Origin of the sequence: Aeromonas sp. L_1B5_3 (assembly GCF_963866575.1) — a bacterium.
Classification (GTDB): domain Bacteria; phylum Pseudomonadota; class Gammaproteobacteria; order Enterobacterales; family Aeromonadaceae; genus Aeromonas; species Aeromonas jandaei.
Genome location: NZ_CAWMDN010000132.1, coordinates 88,324 through 108,166 on the forward strand (window position 1 = coordinate 88,324; position 19,843 = coordinate 108,166).

The window sequence follows — 19,843 nt, forward strand, 5'->3', positions numbered from 1 at the left end:
GGTCTGGCTCCATGGCAGATCCCCCTCCCCTTACTGATCACCTTACCATGGCGAGAATAACAAAGCGGCTGCCGGTGAGGGCAGCCGCCAGGGCTTATTTCTTCTTCATCTTCAGCAGCCGTTTGCGCTGGCGCTCCTGACTCAGGGTCAGGGTATTCTTCTTGCCTTCAAACGGGTTGACCGACTCCTGGAACTCGACCCGGATCGGTGAGCCCATGATCTTGAGGGACTTGCGGAAGTAGTTGATCAGATACCGCTTGTAGGAGTCCGGCAGGTCGTTGAGCTGGTTGCCGTGGATCACGATGCGCGGCGGGTTGTAACCACCGGCGTGGGCATATTTCAGTTTGACGCGGCGACCGTTAACCATTGGCGGCTGGTGATCTTCCTGTGCCATCTGCATGATGCGGGTCAGCATGGCGGTGCTGGTACGGCGGGTGGCGGACTGGTAAGCCTCCTGAATGGATTCAAACAGGTGGCCAACACCGCTGCCGTGCAGGGCGGAGATGAAGTGAACGCGAGCAAAGTCGATGAAGCCCAAGCGACGATCCAGCTCGTTCTTCACATCCTCTTTCACCTTCTGATCCAGACCATCCCACTTGTTCACTACCAGCACCACAGAGCGGCCGGTGTTGAGCACGAAGCCAAGGATGCTCAAGTCCTGATCGGTGATGGTCTCCTGAGCGTCGATCACCAGCAGGCAGACGTTGGCATCTTCGATGGCCTTGAGGGTCTTGATGACGGAGAACTTCTCCACCGTCTCGTGCACCTTGCCACGACGGCGCACGCCGGCGGTATCGATGATGACGTACTTCTGCTCGTCACGCTCCATCGGGATGTAGACGGAGTCACGGGTGGTGCCCGGCATGTCATAGACGATGACCCGATCTTCACCCAGCATGCGGTTGGTCAGGGTCGATTTGCCGACGTTGGGGCGACCGACGATGGCGAACTTGATGGGCAGATCGGCGAACGGCGTCTCCTTGGTGTCCTCTTTGGTATCGAGTTCACCGGCAGCCACCATGCGCAGCAGGGCTTCTTCGTCGAAGTCCTCTTCTTCCTCGTCCTGCACCTCTTCGTCACCAGCGGCTTCGACCAGCGTCTCCAGGTGAGGAGCCAGTGCCAGCTCCAGCAGGCTCAATACGCCACGACCGTGGGCGGCCGCCATCTGGTAGACCTCACCCAACGCCAGACCGTAAAACTCGGAAACGGCAGAGTCACCGTCGATGCCGTCGGTCTTGTTGGCGACCAGAAACACCTTCTTGTGGGTCTTGCGCAGGTGCTCGGCGATGGCCTGATCCGCAGCAGTCAAACCGGCACGAGCATCCACCATGAACAGCACCACATCGGCTTCTTCGATGGCCAGCAGGGACTGCTCGGCCATCTTCAGCTCGATCCCCTCCTCAGTGCCATCGATACCGCCGGTATCGACCACGATAAATTCCAGCTCGCCCAGCTTCGCCTGGCCATATTTGCGGTCCCGGGTCAGGCCGGGGAAGTCGGCAACCAGGGCATCCCGGGTACGGGTCAGGCGGTTAAACAGGGTGGATTTCCCCACATTGGGGCGGCCCACCAGGGCAACAACAGGAGTCATAAAAGCCTCATTCTCAAGACGACAAAGGCTCCGGGTCCGAAGACCAGGAGCCGGATATTCAAATTAACGGACGATCAAGGACGCTTTAGCGCGTACAGCTTGCCGCCACGGCTCTGCACATACAGGGTGTCACCATCCACAAGCGGGGCGGCATACAGACCACTGCTGTCGAGCTGCTGCATCGCCTTGATGGTACCGTCGGTACGATCAAGCCAGTACAGGTATCCTTCCACATCACCCACCACCACATAGTCACCGAAGATGACAGGTGCAGTGACGGTACGATTCTCCAGCTGGGTGTTGGACCACAGCTCCAGACCATTGCGACGGTCGATTGCAAACAGGTGGCTGCGACTGTCGGTCAGCACAATGGCATTGCCGGTGATCGCCAGATCGCGATAGCCGGAATACTTGCGCTTCCACACCTCGTCGCCGCTCATCAGCTTGCGCGCCATCAACTGGCCATTGTAGGCGATGGCGTAGAGCTCATCACCGGCAATCAGCGGGCTGGCATCGACGTCCACCATCCGGTCAAGCTCGGTAGCACCGCGCGGGTCGGCCACCTTGGATTGACGCACCGGCTGGCCGTTGCTCAGCAGCGCGATGCCAACCTTGCCATCGGCGCGGCCATAGATGACAGCGCCATTGGTGATCACCGGGGCACCGGCACTGCGCAGGGTCAGCGGTGGCTGCTCTTCGGAGAGCGTCCACTGCATTTTGCCTTCGTCGGTGTCGAGCGCAATCAGGCGACCGGAGGTGGTCAGTACCACCACGCGACCATCTTCAACCGCAGGGCTGGCGACCACTTCACCGGGCACATTGGTCTGCCACAACACTTCGCCGTTCTCTTCGTTGAGGGCGTAGACCACCCCGTTCTCGGAGCCGAGGAACAGCTTGCCGTAGCGGGAGACCAGACCGCCGGAGAGACGGGCGCTGCGCTTGTCGGCGTTGACCGCCAGGTCGGCCAGATCTACAGTCCAGAGACGATCGCCACTGGCACGGTCGAAGGCGGTGACATCGCCATCGCGCGCAGCGGCATAGATGCGCTCATCTTCCACTGCCGGCTTGAGCTGGGAGTAGAAGTCACCGATGCCGTCACCGACGGTGGAAGACCACTCGGTATCGGCACTGAAAGCGGATTCAACCTTGGGCAGCGGCGCCATCGGGTTGAGATCCTCTTCGGAACTGAACAGGGAGCAACCCTGCAGGGCGAAGGAGACCGCAGCCCCCAGCGCCACCATTTTGAATAGATTACGCATCCGGTGCCTCACCCGTGGTCATGGCCGGCAGGGCCAGATCGTCCATCTTCAACTTGAGCTCCTGGCTACCCTGCAGGCCGCCGGCATCGGCAGCTGCCTGATAGGCATCGCGAGCCTCCTCAATCTTGCCCTGCTTTTGCAGGATGTCACCGCGCACTTCGGCCACCTGGGCCTTGAAGGCGTCGCTGTTGATCTTGCCAAGCTGGACCAGCGCGTCATCGGCTTTGCCCTGATCGTTCAATACGCGAGCCAGACGCAGTGCAGCGATGGGACGAATGCTCTCGTCACCGCTGGTGGCCACCTGGGTCAGCTGCTCGGCAGCCAGATCCAGCTTGCCGGCCTTGACGGCGGCAGCAGCCAGTTGCAGCGCGGCCAGCTCGCCATAGGAGTCGCCCTTGTTGGTGGAGACAAACTGCGCTGCCTGCTCGAAACCGGCGGCATCGCCTTTAGCCAGCTGGGTAATCACCTGGTTGTAGGCGTGGGAGGAGGCCTCCATGGTCTGTTGCTGGTACTGGTTGTAGTAGCGCCAGCCAAACAGGCCGACCAGACCGATCACGGTACCGGCGATCACCGAAGTCCCGTTCTCTTTCCACCACTCCTTGATAACCTCAACCTGTTGTTCTTCGGTGGTATAAACTTCCACAGCTTACTCTCCTTTGGCTGCCAGCAGGGCAATGGCGGCGTCAACCTTGACGGTCTGTTGCTCGGCCTGACCACGCAGATATTTGATAGTGATCTCCCCGTTTTGCACCTCGGTCTCACCAAGGATCAGGGCGATGGACGCGCCGCTCTTGTCGGCACGCTTGAGTTGTTTCTTGAAGTTGCCGCCGCCGCAGTGGCTCATCAGGCGCAAATCTGGCAGCGCATCACGCAGACGCTCGGCCAGCTGGAAGCCAGCCTGCTCGGTCCCCTCGCCCACCATCGCCAGATAGACATCGACCGCCGGGCGAATGTCGCCGTTGAGCTCAAGAGTCTCCAGCATCAGCACCAGACGCTCCATACCCATGGCAAAACCGACCGCTGGCGTCGGCTGACCACCCAGCTGCTCCACCAGACCGTCATAGCGGCCACCGGCACAGACGGTGCCCTGGGCACCCAGACTGTTGGTCACCCACTCGAATACGGTGAGGTTGTAGTAGTCGAGACCACGTACCAGACGCTCGTTCACTTCGTACTTGATGCCGGCAGAGTCGAGCAGGCGCTTGAGCCCCTCGAAGTGAGCCAGACTCTCTTCGCCCAGATGGTCGAACAGACGGGGGGCACCGACCAGCACGGCCTGCACTTTCTCGTCCTTGGAATCGAGCACTCGCAGCGGGTTGCTGTACATGCGGCGCTGGCTCTCTTCGTCCAGCTGATCCTTGTACTGCTCCAGATACGCAACCAGCGCATCACGGTAAGCGGCACGCTCGGCGCTCTGGCCCAGAGTGTTGAGCTGCAGGGTCACATGCTCGCTGATACCGAACAGACGCCACAGGCGGTTGGTCAGCATGATGAGCTCGGCGTCGATATCCGGCCCGTTGATGCCAAACAGCTCGACACCAAACTGGTGGAACTGGCGATAACGGCCCTTCTGGGGACGCTCGTGACGGAACATAGGGCCCATATACCACATCCGGCGCTCCTGGTTGTAGAGCAGGCCGTGTTCGATACCGGCGCGGACGCAGCTGGCGGTCCCTTCCGGACGCAGGCTCAGGCTGTCGCCATTGCGATCTTCAAAGGTGTACATCTCTTTTTCGACCACGTCGGTCACTTCACCGATGGCGCGCTTGAACAGATGGGTCTGCTCGACAATCGGCATGCGCACTTCGCTGTAGCCATAGCTGGCAACGACCTGGCGCAGGATCTGTTCAACCTTCTGCCATACCGGGCTCTGCTCCGGCAGGCAATCATTCATACCGCGAATAGCTTGGATCTGTTTTGCCACGTTGATACTCGAGAAAAAGAGGTAAAATTTGGCCGCATTATAGGGATTTTCACCCCCGAGGTAAAATCAGGGAATCCGCAAGCGGGGTGTAAAATCAGTCACCTGGAAAGAGGGCCACCCGAAGTGGCCCCTGTCCGTTCAATCCTTGTCCACCAGGATCCGGTTAACCGGGTCCAGCATGGCGGCGCGGGCACGAATGCGGCGCTCAAGGGTCGGGATGAGATCCTTGTTGTCAAGCCGGTCAACGCGCTGGCCCCCTTCGTAGAAGGCACTCTTGTTGGCCGCACCGGCAAGACCGAGATCTGAAACCAGCGCTTCGCCCGGCCCGTTCACCACACAGCCGATGATGGAGACATCCATCGGGGTGATGATGTCTTCGAGCCGCTCTTCCAGCGCATTGACTGTGCCAATGACGTCGAACTCCTGACGGGAGCAGGAGGGGCAAGCGATGAAGTTGATGCCACGGGAGCGGATCCGCAGGGATTTGAGGATGTCGAAACCGACCTTCACTTCTTCTACCGGATCAGCCGCCAGCGAGATGCGCAGGGTGTCGCCGATGCCATCAGCCAGCAGCATGCCAAGACCAATGGAGGACTTCACCGCACCGGCACGGAAACCGCCCGCTTCGGTGATGCCCAGATGGAGCGGCTGCTCAATCTGCTTGGCCAGCAGGCGATAGGCGCCCACGGCGAGGAATACATCAGACGCCTTGACGCTCACCTTGAAGTTCTGGAAATCGAGGCGATCGAGATACTCGACGTGACGCATGGCGGACTCTACCAGTGCCTCCGGGGTCGGCTCGCCATACTTCTCCTGAATATCCTTCTCGAGCGACCCGCCATTGACCCCGATACGGATCGGGATATTGAGGTCGCGCGCGCAATCGACAACAGAGCGGACACGCTGCTCGTTGCCGATGTTGCCCGGATTGATGCGCAGGCAGTCAGCGCCATACTCGGCCACTTTCAGGGCGATGCGATAGTCAAAATGGATATCGGCAACGATGGGGATCCGAGTCTGCTGTTTGATCAGCTTGAACGCTTCCGCCGCTTCCATAGTGGGCACGGAAACCCGGACGATATCGGCACCGACCCGCTCAATCCGCTGGATCTGCTCGACTGTGGCGGCGACATCGGTGGTCTTGGTGTTGGTCATGGTCTGCACCGTAATGGGGGCATCGCCCCCTACCGGTACATTGCCAACCATGATCTGCCGTGATTTACGACGAATAATGGGAGATTCGTGTGCGGACATGACGAACAGATTACTCCTGCGGCAGTGAGAAGCGGGCAGTACGGCCGTTGTTGTAACGGCTCATATCAAAGGACTTGCCCTTATAGTCGAGCTTGACCGCCATCGGCGCGCCAATGATGAACTTCAGGGGCTCGGCACCTTCCAGTACCAGCTCGTCATTTGCCTTCTTCAGACCGCTGAAGAGAGTCTTGCCCTTGGCATCCTTCACATCTAGCCAGCAGTCGGCGGTAAAGCTCATCTTGAGTTGCGGCGCAGTTGCCGGATCAACCGCAGTCTCTTCAGATTGGGTCGCAGTGGCACCGGATGCGGCAACATCGGCCACCGTGCTGACGGCGCCGCTGGCGTCGGTCAACACCACGGCAGCAGAAGCCGGAGCCAGGGTGGCAGCCGCGTCGGAAACAGTAGTAGTCGGGGCAACGATAGTAGCTGCCGCGGCAGAGACATCCTGAGCCGGCGCAGTTGCATCATTTGCCACCGCAACGGTTGCGGTGTCGGCAGTTGGCGCTGCGGTTGTGCTCATTTCGGTCGCGGCCAGCGCCTCATCTCCGGCAGAGCGGCGGGTCGTACTCTGCCACCACCAGGTAACGGAGAGCGCAATCAGCACCAGGATCACCAGCCAGGTCACGACTTTCAGACGACTGTCGCTCGCCTGCTGACGGGAGCGACGCGAGAAGCTCTGCATGTCGATATTGTCGGGCGGCGTCAGCCCCAGCTTGTCATAGGCGGCAAGAATGGTCTCCTCCGGGATCCCCACCAGCTTGGCGTAGGTGCGCAGATAGCCCCGGATAAAGGTATGAGACGTATGCTTGTCGTACGTATCCGATTCGATAGCGGCAATCAGGGTCAGACGAAGGTGAATGCGGGACGCAACCTGTTCTCGTGTCCAGCCGAGCTGTTCACGGGCGTTGCGCAGCAGCTGGCCTGGGCCCACTGCCTGGGTGTCGTCTTGAAAATCGTGTTGCTGTTCAGTAGTCATTGGCTAAATAACGCTTGGCTTGTTGCGAAGTGGGATATTGCCTTACCAGCTCATTCCCGAATTGGTGGAGTAATGCCGGTTTGTCCATTGCCTGTGCAAGCCGCAATCTCAACCAGAGACTGTCCTCGTTCTCGTCTGACACTTCTGCAAAACGGGCGAGGTAGGACTGCACATCAGGCAGCTTGCCATCTTTCATGGAAAGCTCGGCCAAGTCCAGCAATAACCTTGGGTTGCGGGGATTATACCCCAAGGCCAAGCGATAGTACTCGCTTGCTTTATCATTTCTATGATTTTGCTGGGCGCAAAGTGCCGCATTTTCATAGGTATCGGCAATTTTCACGTAGCCTGGCTGAATAACAGCCTGGTTGAACGCCTTGTCAGCCTCGTCATAGCGGCCGCGGTCACACAAAAAGGCACCATAGTTGTTCATTGCGTCAGCATTGGACGGATCCATGGCCAGGGCGTTCTTGTAGCTGGTCTCTGCCGCCTTGAAATCACCGACCTGTTGATAGAAATAGGCGAAGCCGATCTGAACCGCTGGATTGGAGGGGTCATATTTGAGGGCGCGATCAAGATTGAACTTGGCCTGTTCGGCATTGCCCTGCTGCAGATATTGAATACCGAGATCGATGCGGGTCTGGGCCGCCGCCTTCAGGTCGGGCCCCGACTCACGCTGGGTGGAATTCTGGCCAGCGTAAGTGGTCTCGGTCACACAACCTGGCAGCGCACTGAGCGCTGCCACTACCATCAATGTACGTGTATCCATTCCCTGTCTATACAATGGCTTAGCAATTAAACCATTTTGACGGAAATCCCATCCTGTTGCATCCGATTTTTGATGGTGCGCTTGGTGCGGTCAATCACGTCGCCCACCAGCTGGCCGCAAGCGGCATCGATATCGTCACCACGGGTCTTGCGGACGATCACGGTGAAACCGTACTCCATCAGCACCTTGGAGAAGCGGTCGATCCGGCTGTTGCTCGGCTTGCCGTAGGGGTTGCCCGGGAAGGGGTTGAAGGGGATCAGGTTGATCTTGCTCGGGGTATCCTTGAGCGTTTTGGCAAGCTCATGAGCATGCTGCATATCGTCATTGATATGATCGAGCAGCACATACTCGACGGTCACCCGACCACCGTTGGCATTGGATTTGCCCAGATAGCGACGAACCGCAGCGAGGAAGGCCTCGATGTTGTATTTGTCGTTAATCGGCATGATCTCGGAGCGCAACTTGTCGTTTGGTGCGTGCAGAGAGATGGCCAGCGCCACGTCGATCTGGTCGCCCAGCATGTCGAGCGCCGGCACCACACCGGAGGTGGAGATGGTGACGCGACGCTTGGAGATGCCAAAGCCGTAGTCATCCATCATCAGGCGCATGGCCGGCACCACGTTGGCGAGGTTGAGCAGCGGCTCACCCATCCCCATCATCACCACGTTGGTGATGGGGCGCTTGCCACCCACGACACGGGCCGCACGCCACACCTGACCGATGATCTCGGAAACTTTCAGGTTGCGGTTGAAGCCTTGCTGAGCCGTGGAGCAGAACTTGCACTCCAGTGCACAGCCCACCTGGGAGGAGACGCAGAGGGTCGCGCGGTCATCTTCCGGGATGTAAACAGTCTCTACTTCCTGATCGCCCACCTGCAACGCCCACTTGATGGTGCCATCGGAAGAGCGCTGTTCGCGGCTGATCTCGGGCGCCTTGATCTCGGCGATCTCTTTCAGGCGCTCCTTGAGCACCTTGTTGACGTTGGTCATCTGATCGAAATCATCACAACCAAAGTGATAGATCCACTTCATGACCTGATCTGCCCGGAACGGCTTCTCGCCCAGTTCGACGAAGAAGGCACGCATGGCATCCCGATCAAGATCCAGCAGGTTGATTTTTGTTTCGCTCATCAATGGCCTCGGTTCAAACACTTCAATCAATTATTGGCTGACGACGTCAGGGGGCGGCATTGTACAAATTATGGGTGCGGCTTTCCACCTGGAGAATAGAGGGATATTGGAAGAACGACCAAAACAACAAAGGGAGCCGAGGCTCCCTTGGGTCATCATCCACGAAAATCAGCCGCGCGGGCAGATCTCGTTGTCAGAGAAGAAGTAAGCAATTTCACGGGCAGCGGAAGCCGGTGCATCGGAGCCGTGCACGGCGTTGCGATCGATGCTCTCGGCGTAGCAGGCACGCAGGGTACCGGCCAGCGCCTCTTTCGGGTTGGTTGCGCCCATGATTTCACGGTTGCGACGGATGGCATCTTCCCCTTCCAGCACCTGTACCATAACGGGGCCGGAAGTCATGAAGCTGACCAGTGCGTCATAAAAAGGCTTGCCCTGATGTTCGGCATAGAAACCGGCTGCCTGCTCGCTGCTCATCCGCAGCATTTTGGATGCCACCACCTTCAAGCCTGCGCTTTCGAAACGGCTATAGATGGCACCGATCAGGTTCTTGCTGACAGCATCCGGCTTGACGATAGAGAAGGTACGTTCGATGGCCATTGATATCTTTCCTTAACTACAGTGTTTTATTGTTAGAATCCATGTTCGCTGGCGATTATACGTAAACAAAAACCGGAAAAACACACAAACAAGCAACTTTTTATTAAACATCACTCCCCTGCATTCAACATTCATACTCATCTTGACCGGGCTGAGCGGGAAAATATGTGCGCTTGCGCACGATAGTCTCCTTAAGCCAGCAAAACGACATCTTTTGCTCACTATTCAACCATCACTAAAAAGGCACCCGAAGGTGCCTTGTCATACTTAAAGTACTTCTGCCAGCAGCGTGCGCGCTATGGTACGCATCCCCAGGGTATTGGCCCCTGGTGCCCACAGGCTGTCGCCGTTGTCACTGAAGCAGGCAGCCAGATCGATGTGAAGCCACCCCTCCCCCTCATTGCCGACGAAACGGGAGAGGAAACCCGCAGCATTGGAGGCGCCACCCGGTCCGCCCCCCTTGACCGGACGACTGTTGGCCGTGTCGGCATAGTGGGAAGGACACTGCTGGCGGTGCCAGGGTTCCAGCGGCAACGGCCAGGCCGGCTCCAGCTCTGCATCTGCGTATGCCATGGCCCGGCTCACCAGCCCCTTGTCGAGGCCGAACAGGGCATTGTAACGTCCACCCAGCGCCATCACTGCCGCACCGGTCAGGGTTGCGGCATCGATGATCAGCGGCGCACCGGACTCGCTCGCCAGTTGCAGGCCGTCCGCCAGCACCAGCCGCCCCTCAGCATCGGTATTCACAATTTCGACCGTGGTGCCGTTCTTGTAGGTGAGGATGTCCCCCAACTTGTAGGCGTGACCGGAGACCAGATTCTCGGCGCAGCAGAGGATGAGCTTCACCCGCTTGTCGAGCCCGCGCAGCATGGCCAGCGCCAATGCGCCGGTCACAATGGCGGCGCCGCCCATGTCGCACTTCATGGTGAGCATCCCCTCGGAGCTCTTCATGGAGTAGCCACCTGAGTCAAAGGTGATCCCCTTGCCTACCAGAGCCGCTGCCACCGGCGCCTTGGGGTCCCGCCCCGGATTGAAGTCGAGCTCCAGCAGCACCGGCTCGCGCTCGCTGCCACGGCCGACCTGATAGAGGCCGACCCAGCCCGCCTGTTGCAGCGCTTCCCCCTTGAGAATGCGGTGGCTCACCTTGTCCGGAGCCAACTCGGTAATAAAGGAGGCGGCTTCAACCGCCAGCTCCAGCGGCCCCAGCTGCTCCGGCGTGGCATTGGTCATCTCCCGCACCCAGCGGCCACAGAGCCAGCGTGCTTCCAGTTCCTCTCTGTCCTCTTCCGAGGACATGGCCCACTGCAATTGCACCTCGGCCTTGGGGGTTTGCAAGCCCTGGGCAAAGGCCCACTGCTGCTCACGCTCCCAGTGGCCAGCCAGCGTCACCTTCTGGATCCCCTGCTGGCAGAGACGGCGCGCCGCTTGCTGGATATCCAGCAGGGCATTGGTCGTTGTTAGATGGATCACCATGCCATCGGCGCGGTGCGAAAGCAGTGCCCCCTCCCCCCACTCGGCAGGGGCCAATTCCCGGCTCAACCAGACGTTCATGCGCTCACCTCCTGCAGCCAGCGGGCGATGGTACGCAGACCATGGCCCTTGGCACCGGTTGCCCACAGATCGTTGCCCGCTTTCTGGTAAGAGGCAGCCAGATCCAGGTGTACCCAGCCCTTGCCCTCATCGCGCACAAAGCGGGAGAGGAAAGCCGCTGCCGTAGTGGCACCAGCTGTCCCTTCAGCCGAAGCGACGTTGCCCAGATCGGCAAAGGCCGAGGTGAGCTGGCCGGCATGCCAGGGCTCCAGCGGCAGTGCCCAAGCCTGCTCGTTTTCCGCCTTGGCGGCGGCCAACGTGCGAGCCTGCTCGGCTTCATCGAGGGCGAACACCGCATTGTAGTCGCGGCCCAGCGCCATCTTGGCAGCACCGGTCAGGGTGGCAGCATCGAGGATATAGGCCGCGCCACTGTCAGAGGCTGCCATCAGGCCATCGGCCAGCACCAGACGCCCTTCGGCATCGGTATTCTGGATCTCGACCGAAATGCCGTTCTTGTAGGTGAGGATGTCGCCCAGCTTGAATGCGTGGCCCGAGACTAGGTTTTCGGCGCAGCAGAGGATCAACTTCACCCGCTGATTCAGACCGCGGCTGATGGCCAGCGCCAGCGCACCGGTCACCATGGCGGCACCGCCCATATCGGACTTCATCGGCAGCATGTTGTCAGAGGACTTCATGGAGTAGCCACCGGAGTCAAAAGTGATCCCCTTGCCCACCAGCGCAGCAACGACCGGGGCGTTGCGATCACCGGTCGGGTTGTAGTCAAGCTCTAGCAGCACCGGCTCGCGCTCGCTGCCACGGCCCACCGACCAGATCCCGATATGGCCCGACTCGCGCAGCGCTTCACCGGCCGTGATGCGGGCGGTCACCTTGTCGCCAGCCAGACCGCGGATAAGCAGCAGCGCCGACTCCGCCAGACTCATGGGGTAGATCTCCTCCGGGGTGCCATTGGTGATCTCGCGTACCCAGCGGGTCGCCTTGAGCAAGCCATCCAGCTCGCGGGCATCCGCGTCGCTCTGCTGGCCGAAATCCAGTTCACGGGCTCCCTTGGCGGCGTAGAAACCCTGAGCAAACGCGTAGCGACGTTCCAGATCCCAATCTTCACCGGCCAGCGCAACCCGCTTGATCCCGCTCGACTCGAGACGACGGGCAGCACGCTGCACCGCGCGCAGCACCTCTTTCTCAACAGAGAGAGCGCCGAGGTGAATAGTGGCTTCATCGCCATTGAAACTGAGCAGGGCACCCTCGCCCCAGTGAGCGGCCGCAGCCTGGGTGGACAACCCTACCTTCATCATGTCAGCCATCTTCTCTTGCTTCCTTTTTTACTGGCACTGTTTTAATGCGCAAACAGGTAAGAACGAATACAAAAAAGGCCGTGCCCCAAAGGGGTCACGGCCTTCACCATATCACTGAAGCACCGATGGATGCTGCACGTGCAATTCACTTGTGTGTAATTAATGGCGTTCAGAGGCGAGGTTCAGGGTGTACTTGGGCAGCTCCACCACCAGATCCTCATCAGCCAGTTTGGCCTGGCAGCTGAGGCGGGATTCCGGCTCCAGCCCCCACGCCTTGTCCAGCATGTCGTCTTCCAGCTCGTCGCTCGGCTCGAGGGAGTCAAAGCCTTCACGCACCACACAGTGGCAGGTGGTGCAGGCACAGGACTTCTCGCAGGCATGCTCAATCTCGATGCCGTTGCGCAGCGCCACATCCAGAATGGTCTCGCCGCTCTCCCCTTCGAGGGCAGCGCCATCCGGACAGAGCACGGGATGAGGAAGAATGATCAGTTTTGGCATATTACACCTTGTTGACGTTTTGTCCGGTCAGCACCTTGCGAATGGAAGCATCCATCCGGCGGGCTGCAAACTCGCCACTGGCAGCATCCGCCGCCTCGATGGCTTCTTTGATTTGGTTGGTACTCCCTGACTGACGCATGGCCAGCAGATGGGCGATGGCGCCGTCGATTTCGGCGCGCTCTGTCGCATTGAGCAGTGCATCGCCATCGGCAGCCAGCGCGGCATTCAGGCTCTCGACCACACGGTCAGCTTCAACCTGCTGCTCTGCCAGCATGCGGGCATCCATATCCTGCTGGGCATTCTCGATGGAGGCGCTCAGCATGTTGAGGATATCCTCCTCTGCCAGCCCGTAAGAGGGCTTGACCTGGATCTCGGCCTGCACGCCGGAGGATTTCTCCATGGCGCTGACCGAGAGCAGACCATCCGCATCCACCTGGAAAGTGACGCGAATATGGGCGGCACCGGCGGCCATCGGCGGAATACCGGTCAGGGTAAAACGGGCTAGGGAGCGGCAATCCGCCACCAGCTCACGCTCCCCCTGCACCACGTGGATGGCCATCGCAGTCTGACCATCCTTGAAGGTGGTGAACTCCTGGGCGCGGGCCACCGGTATGGTGGTATTGCGCGGGATCACCTTCTCGGCGAGGCCACCCATGGTCTCAAGACCCAGGGAGAGCGGGATGACGTCTAGCAGCAGCATCTCGGCATCTGGTTTGTTGCCCACCAGAATATCGGCTTGAACGGCAGCGCCGATGGCCACCACCTTGTCGGGATCGATACTGGTGAGCGGCGTGCGACCAAAGAACTCGCCCACCATCTCGCGCACCAGCGGCACCCGGGTGGAGCCGCCCACCATCACCACCTCCAGCACTTCCACCTGCTCGAGACCCGCATCGCGCAGGGCGCGGCGGCAAGCCAGTAGAGTGCGTTTCACCAGCGGCGCGATGAGCTCATCAAACTGGCTGCGGCTCACCGAGCCCTGCCAGCCGGCAAAGGTGCAAGGAACACTGTCGGCATCGGTCAGACCGTGTTTGACGGCGGCAGCCACATCCAGCAACTCACGCTGCAGACGGGCATCCAGCTCGCCGGTCAAACCGGCTTGATCTTTAATCCAGTCAGCCAGCAGATGATCGAAATCATCGCCACCGAGGGCGGAATCACCGCCGGTCGCCATCACTTCGAATACACCGCGGTGCAGACGCAAAATAGAGATATCGAAGGTACCGCCACCCAGGTCATAGACAGCGATGACCCCTTCCTGACCGGAGTCGAGGCCATAGGCGATGGCTGCGGCGGTCGGCTCGTTGAGCAGACGCAGCACGTGCAGACCGGCCAGACGGGCCGCATCCTTGGTGCCCTGACGCTGGGCATCATCAAAATAGGCGGGCACTGTGATGACCACGCCATCGAGATCGCCACCCAGGGTCTGGGCGCCGCGCTCGGCCAATTTTTTGAGGATCTCGGCCGAGACTTGGACCGGGTTGACCAGCCCCTGACGGGTCTGCAACTGCGGCATGCCGTTGTCGGCTGCCACGAATTGGTAAGGCTGCTGGCGGGTATCGATATCGGCCAGCGCCTTGCCCATCATCCGTTTGACCGAGACGATGGTATTGTGCGGGTCGAGCGCCGCTTCACGCTTGGCATCGAAGCCCACCCGGATTGCATCCGCCTGATAGTGAACGACAGAGGGGAGCAGGTCGCGCCCCTGTTCATCACTGAGCGTGGCGGCCTGACCGCTGCGTACTGCAGCGACGAGAGAATTGGTGGTACCGAGATCGATGCCGACGGCACGCTTGTGCTGATGGGGAACAGCGCTCTGGCCGGGTTCGGCGATTTGCAGTAATGCCATGGGTAATGAGACTTCCAGCGTTAAAGGATCAAGACTCGAGGAGCGAGTCTTCGAATCGTTCCAGCTCTTCGAGGAGCTTGTCGACAAACTTGAGTTTGCGAACGCAGTCAGCGGCGACAGGATCGTTGCCAGTGGCAAGCGAGTCGGTCAGCTGCTGCATCAACAGCTGGTGATCATGCCTGATCTCGCTGCGAAAATCCTTGATGGCGCGCTCAGGGTTAGCGTCACCTTTCAGATCGGCCAGACGCTCGCGCCATTCAAGCTGCTGCATCAGAAAAGCCGTGTCTTGCAGGGTTTGCTGTTCGCCACGAATATCGGTGCCACGCAGAGAGAGCAGATATTCGGCACGGCGCAGCGGCGCCTTGAGGGTGGTGAATGCGTCGTTGATCTGGGCGGCACGCTGTACCGCTGCCAGCTGCTCCCGCTCGGGAGCAGTGGCGAAACGATCGGGATGAAACTGGGTCTGCAGCTGACGGTAGGTATCGGCCAGCTGCCGGGTGTCGAGCTCGAAGCCTTCAACCAGCCCAAACAGCTCGAAATGGTTCATGCAATCCTCTTAGACACTGAAGCTTTCGCCACAACCACACTCGCCTTTGGCGTTGGGGTTGTTGAATTTGAAGCCCTCGTTGAGCCCCTCTTTGACGAAATCCAGCTCGGTGCCATCCAGATGGATGAGGCTCTTGGCATCGACAATAATCTTGACGCCCTGCTGCTCGAATACCTGATCTTCTCCGGTCAGCTCATCGACAAACTCGAGCACATAGGCAAGGCCCGAGCAGCCGGTGGTCTTGACGCCGAGGCGCAGGCCAATGCCCTTGCCCCGGTTGGTCAGAAAAGAGGAAACCCGTGCCGCGGCGGCATCTGTCATGGTAATAGCCATACTGCTCTCCGGCGCTTAGAGACCTTTCTTCTGCTTGTAATCGGCGATGGCGGCCTTGATGGCATCCTCGGCCAGAATGGAGCAGTGGATCTTCACCGGCGGCAGAGCCAGCTCTTCGGCGATGTCGGTGTTCTTGATGCCGGCCGCTTCGTCCAGCGTCTTGCCCTTGACCCATTCGGTCACCAAGGAGCTGGAGGCGATGGCAGAGCCGCAACCATAGGTCTTGAACTTGGCATCTTCGATGATGCCCTCTTCGCTGATCTTCAGCTGCAGCTTCATCACGTCGCCACAGGCAGGTGCACCCACCATGCCGGTTGCAACGCTGGGGTCATTCTTGTCAAAACCACCGACGTTGCGCGGGTTTTCGTAGTGGTCGATTACTTTTTCACTGTAAGCCATATCTAACTCCTGCTAATTCTGTTGCTCACTGAAGTGATCAGTGATGAGCCCATTCGACCGTATTCAGATCAACGCCATCCTTGTACATCTCCCACAGCGGAGACATCTCGCGCAGACGACCGATGGAGTCACGAATGAGCTTGACCGCATAGTCAATCTCTTCTTCGGTGGTGAAGCGACCGATGCTGAAACGGATGGAGCTGTGAGCCAGCTCGTCGTTCAGACCCAGCGCACGCAGCACGTAGGAGGGTTCCAGACTGGCAGAGGTACAGGCAGAACCGGAAGAGACCGCCAAATCTTTCAGCGCCATGATGAGGGATTCCCCTTCCACATAGGCGAAGCTGACGTTGAGGTTGCCGGGAACACGCTGCTCCAGATCACCGTTGAGGTAGACGGCTTCGATATCTTTCAGGCCATCCCACAGACGCTGACGCAGGGTCATCACGCGCTCGTGCTCGCTTGCCATCTCTTCCTTGGCGATACGGAAGGCTTCACCCATACCAACGATCTGGTGAGTCGGCAGGGTGCCGGAACGCATGCCGCGCTCGTGACCGCCGCCATGCATCTGGGCTTCGATACGTACGCGCGGCTTGCGGCGAACGTAGAGCGCACCAATCCCTTTCGGACCGTAGATTTTGTGGGCTGAGAGAGAGAGCAGATCAATCTTCATCGCTTCAACGTCGATCTCGACCTTGCCCACGCTCTGGGCAGCATCGACGTGCAGCAGGATCTTGCGGGAGCGGCACAGCTCGCCCAGCCCTTTGATGTCCTGGATCACGCCGATCTCGTTGTTCACGTGCATCATGCTGACCAGAATGGTGTCGTCACGCATGGCGTTCTCGATCATCTCGAGGGTAAAGAGGCCGTTGGGCATCGGCTCGAGATAGGTCACCTCGAAGCCTTCACGCTCCAGCTGACGGCAGGTGTCGAGCACCGCTTTGTGTTCGGTCTTGGAGGTGATGATGTGCTTGCCTTTGCTGGCATAAAAGTGGGCAACACCCTTGATTGCCAGGTTGTCAGACTCGGTTGCACCGGAGGTGAAGACGATCTCGCGCGGGTCAGCACCAATAAGCTCTGCCACTTGATTACGGGCCAGATCTACCGCCTCTTCGGCCTGCCAGCCGAAACGGTGAGAACGGGAAGCCGGATTGCCAAACAGGCCATCCATGGTGAGACACTGCATCATTTTTTCTGCGACACGCGGGTCCACCGGACAGGTTGCCGAATAATCAAGGTAAATAGGCAGTTTCATGTTTTTCTCCGTCACAGTTCGGGTCATACAGAATCCCGCTGTGGAAAGCACGTTTATAGTTGGACTTTCAAGCTCACATCGCCGTGTTCTGCCCGTTCAATCAGGGACAACACACTTTTCATCTGTTCATCTTGCTTGCCGGCAATCCGGCGTACATCGGCCTGGCGAACCAGCTCGGCCAGTGTGATCTCGCCGAGGAAGCTGGAGATCCGCTCGCTCAGATCACGCCACAGGGAGTGAGTCAGGCACTGGGTACCACCATGACAACCCCCTTTGCCGAGGCACTTGGTGGCATCTACCGACTCGTCAACCGCGGTGATAACCTGGCCGACCGAAATCTCGTCAGGGGCCAAACCGAGGCGATAACCGCCACCGGGACCGCGCACGCTGCTCACCAGGCCATGTTTGCGCAGGCGGGCAAACAGCTGCTCGAGATAGGACAAGGAGATGCCCTGGCGCTCGGAAATATCGGCGAGGGGAACAGGCCCCTGCTCTGCATGCAGCGCCACGTCGAGCATGGCGGTTACAGCGTAACGTCCTTTTGAAGTCAGTCTCATGTGCCTTACCGTCTTGCGAAGCAATTTAATGGGGCACATAGTCACATACCCGACCAAATCAGTCAAGTATATGGTTGAGTAATCCAGTCAGGTTTAGCCCTGCGGTCTCGTCTTTTGCACCGAGGTAAGAATGCCCCGCAGAATATTGAGCTCAACCGACTCCGGACGAGCCCGGTTGAACAGGCGGCGCAGCTTGTTCATCACCTGCCCCGGATGATCATCGGTGATGAAACCGGTCTTGAGCAGCGTCTGCTCCAGATGCTGGTAAAACCCCTCCAGCTGTTCGGCACTGGGGTAATCCTGAGCCATATCTTCAGCAACATCTTCCTGCCCCTGCAACCAGTGCATCCGCACTTCGTAACAGAGGGTCTGTACCGCCATGGCCAGGTTGAGGGAGCTGTATTCGGGATTGGCCGGAATGGCCACGTGGTAGTGGCACTTCTGCAGTTCATCGTTGGTCAGGCCAGTCCGCTCGCGACCAAAAACCAGCGCAACAGGATGCTTCATCCCTTCGGCTACCGCCATCTTGCCCGCTTCGCGGGGATCGAGCATAGGCCAGCTCAGAGTGCGGGAGCGTGCACTGGTGCCAATCACCAGACCACAGTCAGCGATGGCTTCATCGAGGGTCGGGACGATACGGGCATTGGCCAGAATATCGCTGGCACCTGCTGCAAGGGCGTTGGCGTTGCCATCAGGTAAAGCTTGCGGATCAACCAGTACCATTTGGGTGAGCCCCATGGTCTTCATGGCGCGCGCCGCAGAACCCATGTTGCCGGTATGAGAGGTATTTACCAAAACGATACGAATATGATCCAACATGCCCAATCAATCTTCAGTCAAAAATGGCGCGCAATTATAACATAAGAGAGCGCTATTTTGGCACCGTTAAAGGCATCCCATTTCAGAACAAAAGCGGGCGTTGGTATAACAAACCGGCATGAGGCAAGGAGGAGGAAAAACTAGACTTAATGGATACGTAGAATTGTTCACGGGAGAGATCCGGCTATGCTGCCTCCGTTTATCTACGAGAAATTGCCCAGCCTCTATCTGCTGGCGGCCACTGCCATTATCACCCTCGGTAACCAGCCCCTGCTCTGGTTTGCGGGTGCACTCTTATATATCGCTGGCGCAGTCACCTGGATGATGCGCTCCAGTTATCGGCGCACCGACCTCATCATCTTTCCCACCAAACGCTGGTTACAACCGGAATGGCTTTATGAAGCCCAACCCTTTGTCTGGCTCGCGCTGGGACTGGCCATGGCGCAGCTGCCGACGCCACAAGTCCTGCTGGCGCTGGTGCCTTGCCTATGGGCTTGTCACTGCCTTTGGGCACGGCACCGTTACCGCCGCCATGCCCACGGCGTGACGATTCACTTACGACGGGATCCCGCCCGCCGCCGTCTGAACCGGAGTCTGCGCTGATTCAGTGCGAGCCTGCTCGATAAAGGTGGCCAGATCCATCAGGGGGTACTTCATCAGCACCGGCAGCCCATCGATGTCCAGGCTGTCCATCAGGTTTTTCACTTCCAGTCCCAACTCGGTATCCCCTTCAATCTTCAGCTTGCGCTGGAAGAAGAGCGCGTCAGGATCCTCCTTGCGGCCAGCAATCAGGATCAGATCATTGGCAGTGCCGCTAAAACAGACATCGGCCTGCTCGCAGCTTTTTGCCACGACCAGTTGACCGCTCTGCTCGCTGATATACCAGCAGAGCCCCAGGTCGGTGACCTCTACTTTCAGCCACTTGTCTGCCAGGAACTCGAAATCGCCGTCCGCGATGGCTTCCTTGAATACCCGTGCCAGCAAGCTCTCCATCAGCTGCTTTTGCAGATTGAAGGGAACCAGCTTGAGCGGATGACGCAAGAGACGGGGCGCCTGCTCGACCAGGCGACGTTGCAGTTGTTGAAACACGATGGACTCCTTTGTTTTGCGCATTCAAGCACAGTGATGCCGGCAAGATCCTGTTGGAAATCAAACTTGTGCAGAGTTGGGTTGATAAGGGAAAGCCACACAAAGCTGCCTCAGGTCAAAAAGCCAAGGGGCGGCGGTGCATACAATCAGGGCTCGTTTG

Annotated in this window: 21 protein-coding genes; 1 reads left to right on the forward strand and 20 read right to left on the reverse strand. The window is 59.0% G+C overall.

What is annotated here, in order from left to right; translation table 11 throughout:
- Positions 1-94: 94 nt before the first annotated feature.
- The 19 genes from der to trmJ form a co-directional block, all read right to left on the reverse strand.
- Positions 95-1,591, reverse strand: coding sequence for a ribosome biogenesis GTPase Der (gene der / locus AACR93_RS17410; RefSeq protein WP_033114513.1), 1,497 nt, complete (start codon positions 1,589-1,591; stop codon positions 95-97).
- Positions 1,592-1,665: 74 nt separating this feature from the next.
- On the reverse strand, positions 1,666-2,850 hold the full coding sequence (gene bamB / locus AACR93_RS17415; RefSeq protein ID WP_043851487.1) for an outer membrane protein assembly factor BamB: 1,185 nt from the start codon (positions 2,848-2,850) through the stop codon (positions 1,666-1,668).
- Complete coding sequence (locus AACR93_RS17420) at positions 2,843-3,493, reverse strand: YfgM family protein (RefSeq protein ID WP_043851488.1); 651 nt, start codon at positions 3,491-3,493, stop codon at positions 2,843-2,845. The genes bamB and AACR93_RS17420 overlap by 8 nt, the downstream gene beginning before the upstream one ends.
- Before the next feature lie 3 nt (positions 3,494-3,496).
- Entirely contained in the window at positions 3,497-4,774 is a 1,278-nt protein-coding gene (hisS, locus tag AACR93_RS17425) for a histidine--tRNA ligase (RefSeq protein WP_033114510.1), read from the reverse strand.
- 138 nt (positions 4,775-4,912) lie between these two features.
- Complete coding sequence (gene ispG / locus AACR93_RS17430) at positions 4,913-6,028, reverse strand: flavodoxin-dependent (E)-4-hydroxy-3-methylbut-2-enyl-diphosphate synthase (protein WP_033114509.1); 1,116 nt, start codon at positions 6,026-6,028, stop codon at positions 4,913-4,915.
- Between the two features lie 10 nt (positions 6,029-6,038).
- Complete coding sequence (rodZ, locus tag AACR93_RS17435; protein WP_043851489.1) at positions 6,039-7,004, reverse strand: cytoskeleton protein RodZ; 966 nt, start codon at positions 7,002-7,004, stop codon at positions 6,039-6,041.
- Positions 6,994-7,785, reverse strand: a complete 792-nt coding sequence (tapF, locus tag AACR93_RS17440; RefSeq protein WP_104014527.1) for a PilW family type IVa pilus biogenesis/stability lipoprotein TapF — start codon at positions 7,783-7,785, stop codon at positions 6,994-6,996. Before tapF ends, rodZ begins: the two co-directional genes overlap by 11 nt.
- Before the next feature lie 11 nt (positions 7,786-7,796).
- Positions 7,797-8,900, reverse strand: coding sequence for a bifunctional tRNA (adenosine(37)-C2)-methyltransferase TrmG/ribosomal RNA large subunit methyltransferase RlmN (locus tag AACR93_RS17445; protein ID WP_043851490.1), 1,104 nt, complete (start codon positions 8,898-8,900; stop codon positions 7,797-7,799).
- Positions 8,901-9,068: 168 nt separating this feature from the next.
- Positions 9,069-9,497, reverse strand: a complete 429-nt coding sequence (gene ndk / locus AACR93_RS17450; protein ID WP_041207423.1) for a nucleoside-diphosphate kinase — start codon at positions 9,495-9,497, stop codon at positions 9,069-9,071.
- A 267-nt stretch (positions 9,498-9,764) separates the two neighbouring features.
- Positions 9,765-11,048: an aminopeptidase PepB gene (pepB, locus tag AACR93_RS17455; RefSeq protein ID WP_043851491.1), complete on the reverse strand. Its 1,284-nt coding sequence runs from the start codon at positions 11,046-11,048 to the stop codon at positions 9,765-9,767.
- Positions 11,045-12,349 (reverse strand): aminopeptidase PepB, encoded by a 1,305-nt coding sequence (gene pepB / locus AACR93_RS17460; protein ID WP_043851492.1) that lies wholly within the window; start codon positions 12,347-12,349, stop codon positions 11,045-11,047. Before pepB (AACR93_RS17460) ends, pepB (AACR93_RS17455) begins: the two co-directional genes overlap by 4 nt.
- A gap of 150 nt (positions 12,350-12,499) precedes the next feature.
- A complete protein-coding gene (gene fdx / locus AACR93_RS17465; RefSeq protein WP_033114502.1) occupies positions 12,500-12,838 on the reverse strand; it encodes an ISC system 2Fe-2S type ferredoxin in 339 nt (112 codons plus the stop codon).
- 1 nt (position 12,839) lies between these two features.
- Entirely contained in the window at positions 12,840-14,687 is a 1,848-nt protein-coding gene (hscA, locus tag AACR93_RS17470; RefSeq protein WP_043851493.1) for a Fe-S protein assembly chaperone HscA, read from the reverse strand.
- Between the two features lie 28 nt (positions 14,688-14,715).
- Positions 14,716-15,234, reverse strand: coding sequence for a co-chaperone HscB (hscB, locus tag AACR93_RS17475; RefSeq protein WP_043851494.1), 519 nt, complete (start codon positions 15,232-15,234; stop codon positions 14,716-14,718).
- A 9-nt stretch (positions 15,235-15,243) separates the two neighbouring features.
- Entirely contained in the window at positions 15,244-15,567 is a 324-nt protein-coding gene (iscA, locus tag AACR93_RS17480) for an iron-sulfur cluster assembly protein IscA (RefSeq protein WP_041207418.1), read from the reverse strand.
- Between the two features lie 15 nt (positions 15,568-15,582).
- Entirely contained in the window at positions 15,583-15,966 is a 384-nt protein-coding gene (gene iscU / locus AACR93_RS17485; RefSeq protein ID WP_033114498.1) for a Fe-S cluster assembly scaffold IscU, read from the reverse strand.
- A 37-nt stretch (positions 15,967-16,003) separates the two neighbouring features.
- Positions 16,004-17,218 (reverse strand): IscS subfamily cysteine desulfurase, encoded by a 1,215-nt coding sequence (locus AACR93_RS17490; RefSeq protein ID WP_043851495.1) that lies wholly within the window; start codon positions 17,216-17,218, stop codon positions 16,004-16,006.
- A gap of 53 nt (positions 17,219-17,271) precedes the next feature.
- Entirely contained in the window at positions 17,272-17,775 is a 504-nt protein-coding gene (iscR, locus tag AACR93_RS17495) for a Fe-S cluster assembly transcriptional regulator IscR (RefSeq protein WP_041207415.1), read from the reverse strand.
- Positions 17,776-17,868: 93 nt separating this feature from the next.
- On the reverse strand, positions 17,869-18,594 hold the full coding sequence (trmJ, locus tag AACR93_RS17500; protein ID WP_043851496.1) for a tRNA (cytosine(32)/uridine(32)-2'-O)-methyltransferase TrmJ: 726 nt from the start codon (positions 18,592-18,594) through the stop codon (positions 17,869-17,871).
- A 186-nt stretch (positions 18,595-18,780) separates the two neighbouring features.
- On the opposite strand from trmJ, the gene AACR93_RS17505 reads away from it, so the two are divergent.
- Positions 18,781-19,197: a hypothetical protein gene (locus AACR93_RS17505; protein WP_043851497.1), complete on the forward strand. Its 417-nt coding sequence runs from the start codon at positions 18,781-18,783 to the stop codon at positions 19,195-19,197.
- Here the strand turns inward: AACR93_RS17505 and ubiT are convergent.
- Positions 19,150-19,683 carry a ubiquinone anaerobic biosynthesis accessory factor UbiT gene (ubiT, locus tag AACR93_RS17510; protein ID WP_082044149.1) on the reverse strand — a complete coding sequence of 178 codons (534 nt, stop codon included), beginning with the start codon at positions 19,681-19,683 and terminating at the stop codon, positions 19,150-19,152. The two genes, AACR93_RS17505 and ubiT, sit on opposite strands and share 48 nt — an antisense overlap.
- Between the last annotated feature and the right edge of the window lie 160 nt (positions 19,684-19,843).

Coding starts and splice junctions, on each gene's coding strand:
- ndk (WP_041207423.1), bottom strand. CDS start 9,497: ATGGCCATCGAACGTACCTTCTCTATCGTCAAGCCGGATGCTGTCAGC.
- bamB (WP_043851487.1), bottom strand. CDS start 2,850: ATGCGTAATCTATTCAAAATGGTGGCGCTGGGGGCTGCGGTCTCCTTC.
- pepB (WP_043851492.1), bottom strand. CDS start 12,349: ATGGCTGACATGATGAAGGTAGGGTTGTCCACCCAGGCTGCGGCCGCT.
- iscA (WP_041207418.1), bottom strand. CDS start 15,567: ATGGCTATTACCATGACAGATGCCGCCGCGGCACGGGTTTCCTCTTTT.
- pepB (WP_043851491.1), bottom strand. CDS start 11,048: ATGAACGTCTGGTTGAGCCGGGAATTGGCCCCTGCCGAGTGGGGGGAG.
- trmJ (WP_043851496.1), bottom strand. CDS start 18,594: ATGTTGGATCATATTCGTATCGTTTTGGTAAATACCTCTCATACCGGC.
- AACR93_RS17490 (WP_043851495.1), bottom strand. CDS start 17,218: ATGAAACTGCCTATTTACCTTGATTATTCGGCAACCTGTCCGGTGGAC.
- fdx (WP_033114502.1), bottom strand. CDS start 12,838: ATGCCAAAACTGATCATTCTTCCTCATCCCGTGCTCTGTCCGGATGGC.
- iscR (WP_041207415.1), bottom strand. CDS start 17,775: ATGAGACTGACTTCAAAAGGACGTTACGCTGTAACCGCCATGCTCGAC.
- AACR93_RS17505 (WP_043851497.1), top strand. CDS start 18,781: ATGCTGCCTCCGTTTATCTACGAGAAATTGCCCAGCCTCTATCTGCTG.
- iscU (WP_033114498.1), bottom strand. CDS start 15,966: ATGGCTTACAGTGAAAAAGTAATCGACCACTACGAAAACCCGCGCAAC.
- hscB (WP_043851494.1), bottom strand. CDS start 15,234: ATGAACCATTTCGAGCTGTTTGGGCTGGTTGAAGGCTTCGAGCTCGAC.
- rodZ (WP_043851489.1), bottom strand. CDS start 7,004: ATGACTACTGAACAGCAACACGATTTTCAAGACGACACCCAGGCAGTG.
- AACR93_RS17445 (WP_043851490.1), bottom strand. CDS start 8,900: ATGAGCGAAACAAAAATCAACCTGCTGGATCTTGATCGGGATGCCATG.
- ispG (WP_033114509.1), bottom strand. CDS start 6,028: ATGTCCGCACACGAATCTCCCATTATTCGTCGTAAATCACGGCAGATC.
- hscA (WP_043851493.1), bottom strand. CDS start 14,687: ATGGCATTACTGCAAATCGCCGAACCCGGCCAGAGCGCTGTTCCCCAT.
- der (WP_033114513.1), bottom strand. CDS start 1,591: ATGACTCCTGTTGTTGCCCTGGTGGGCCGCCCCAATGTGGGGAAATCC.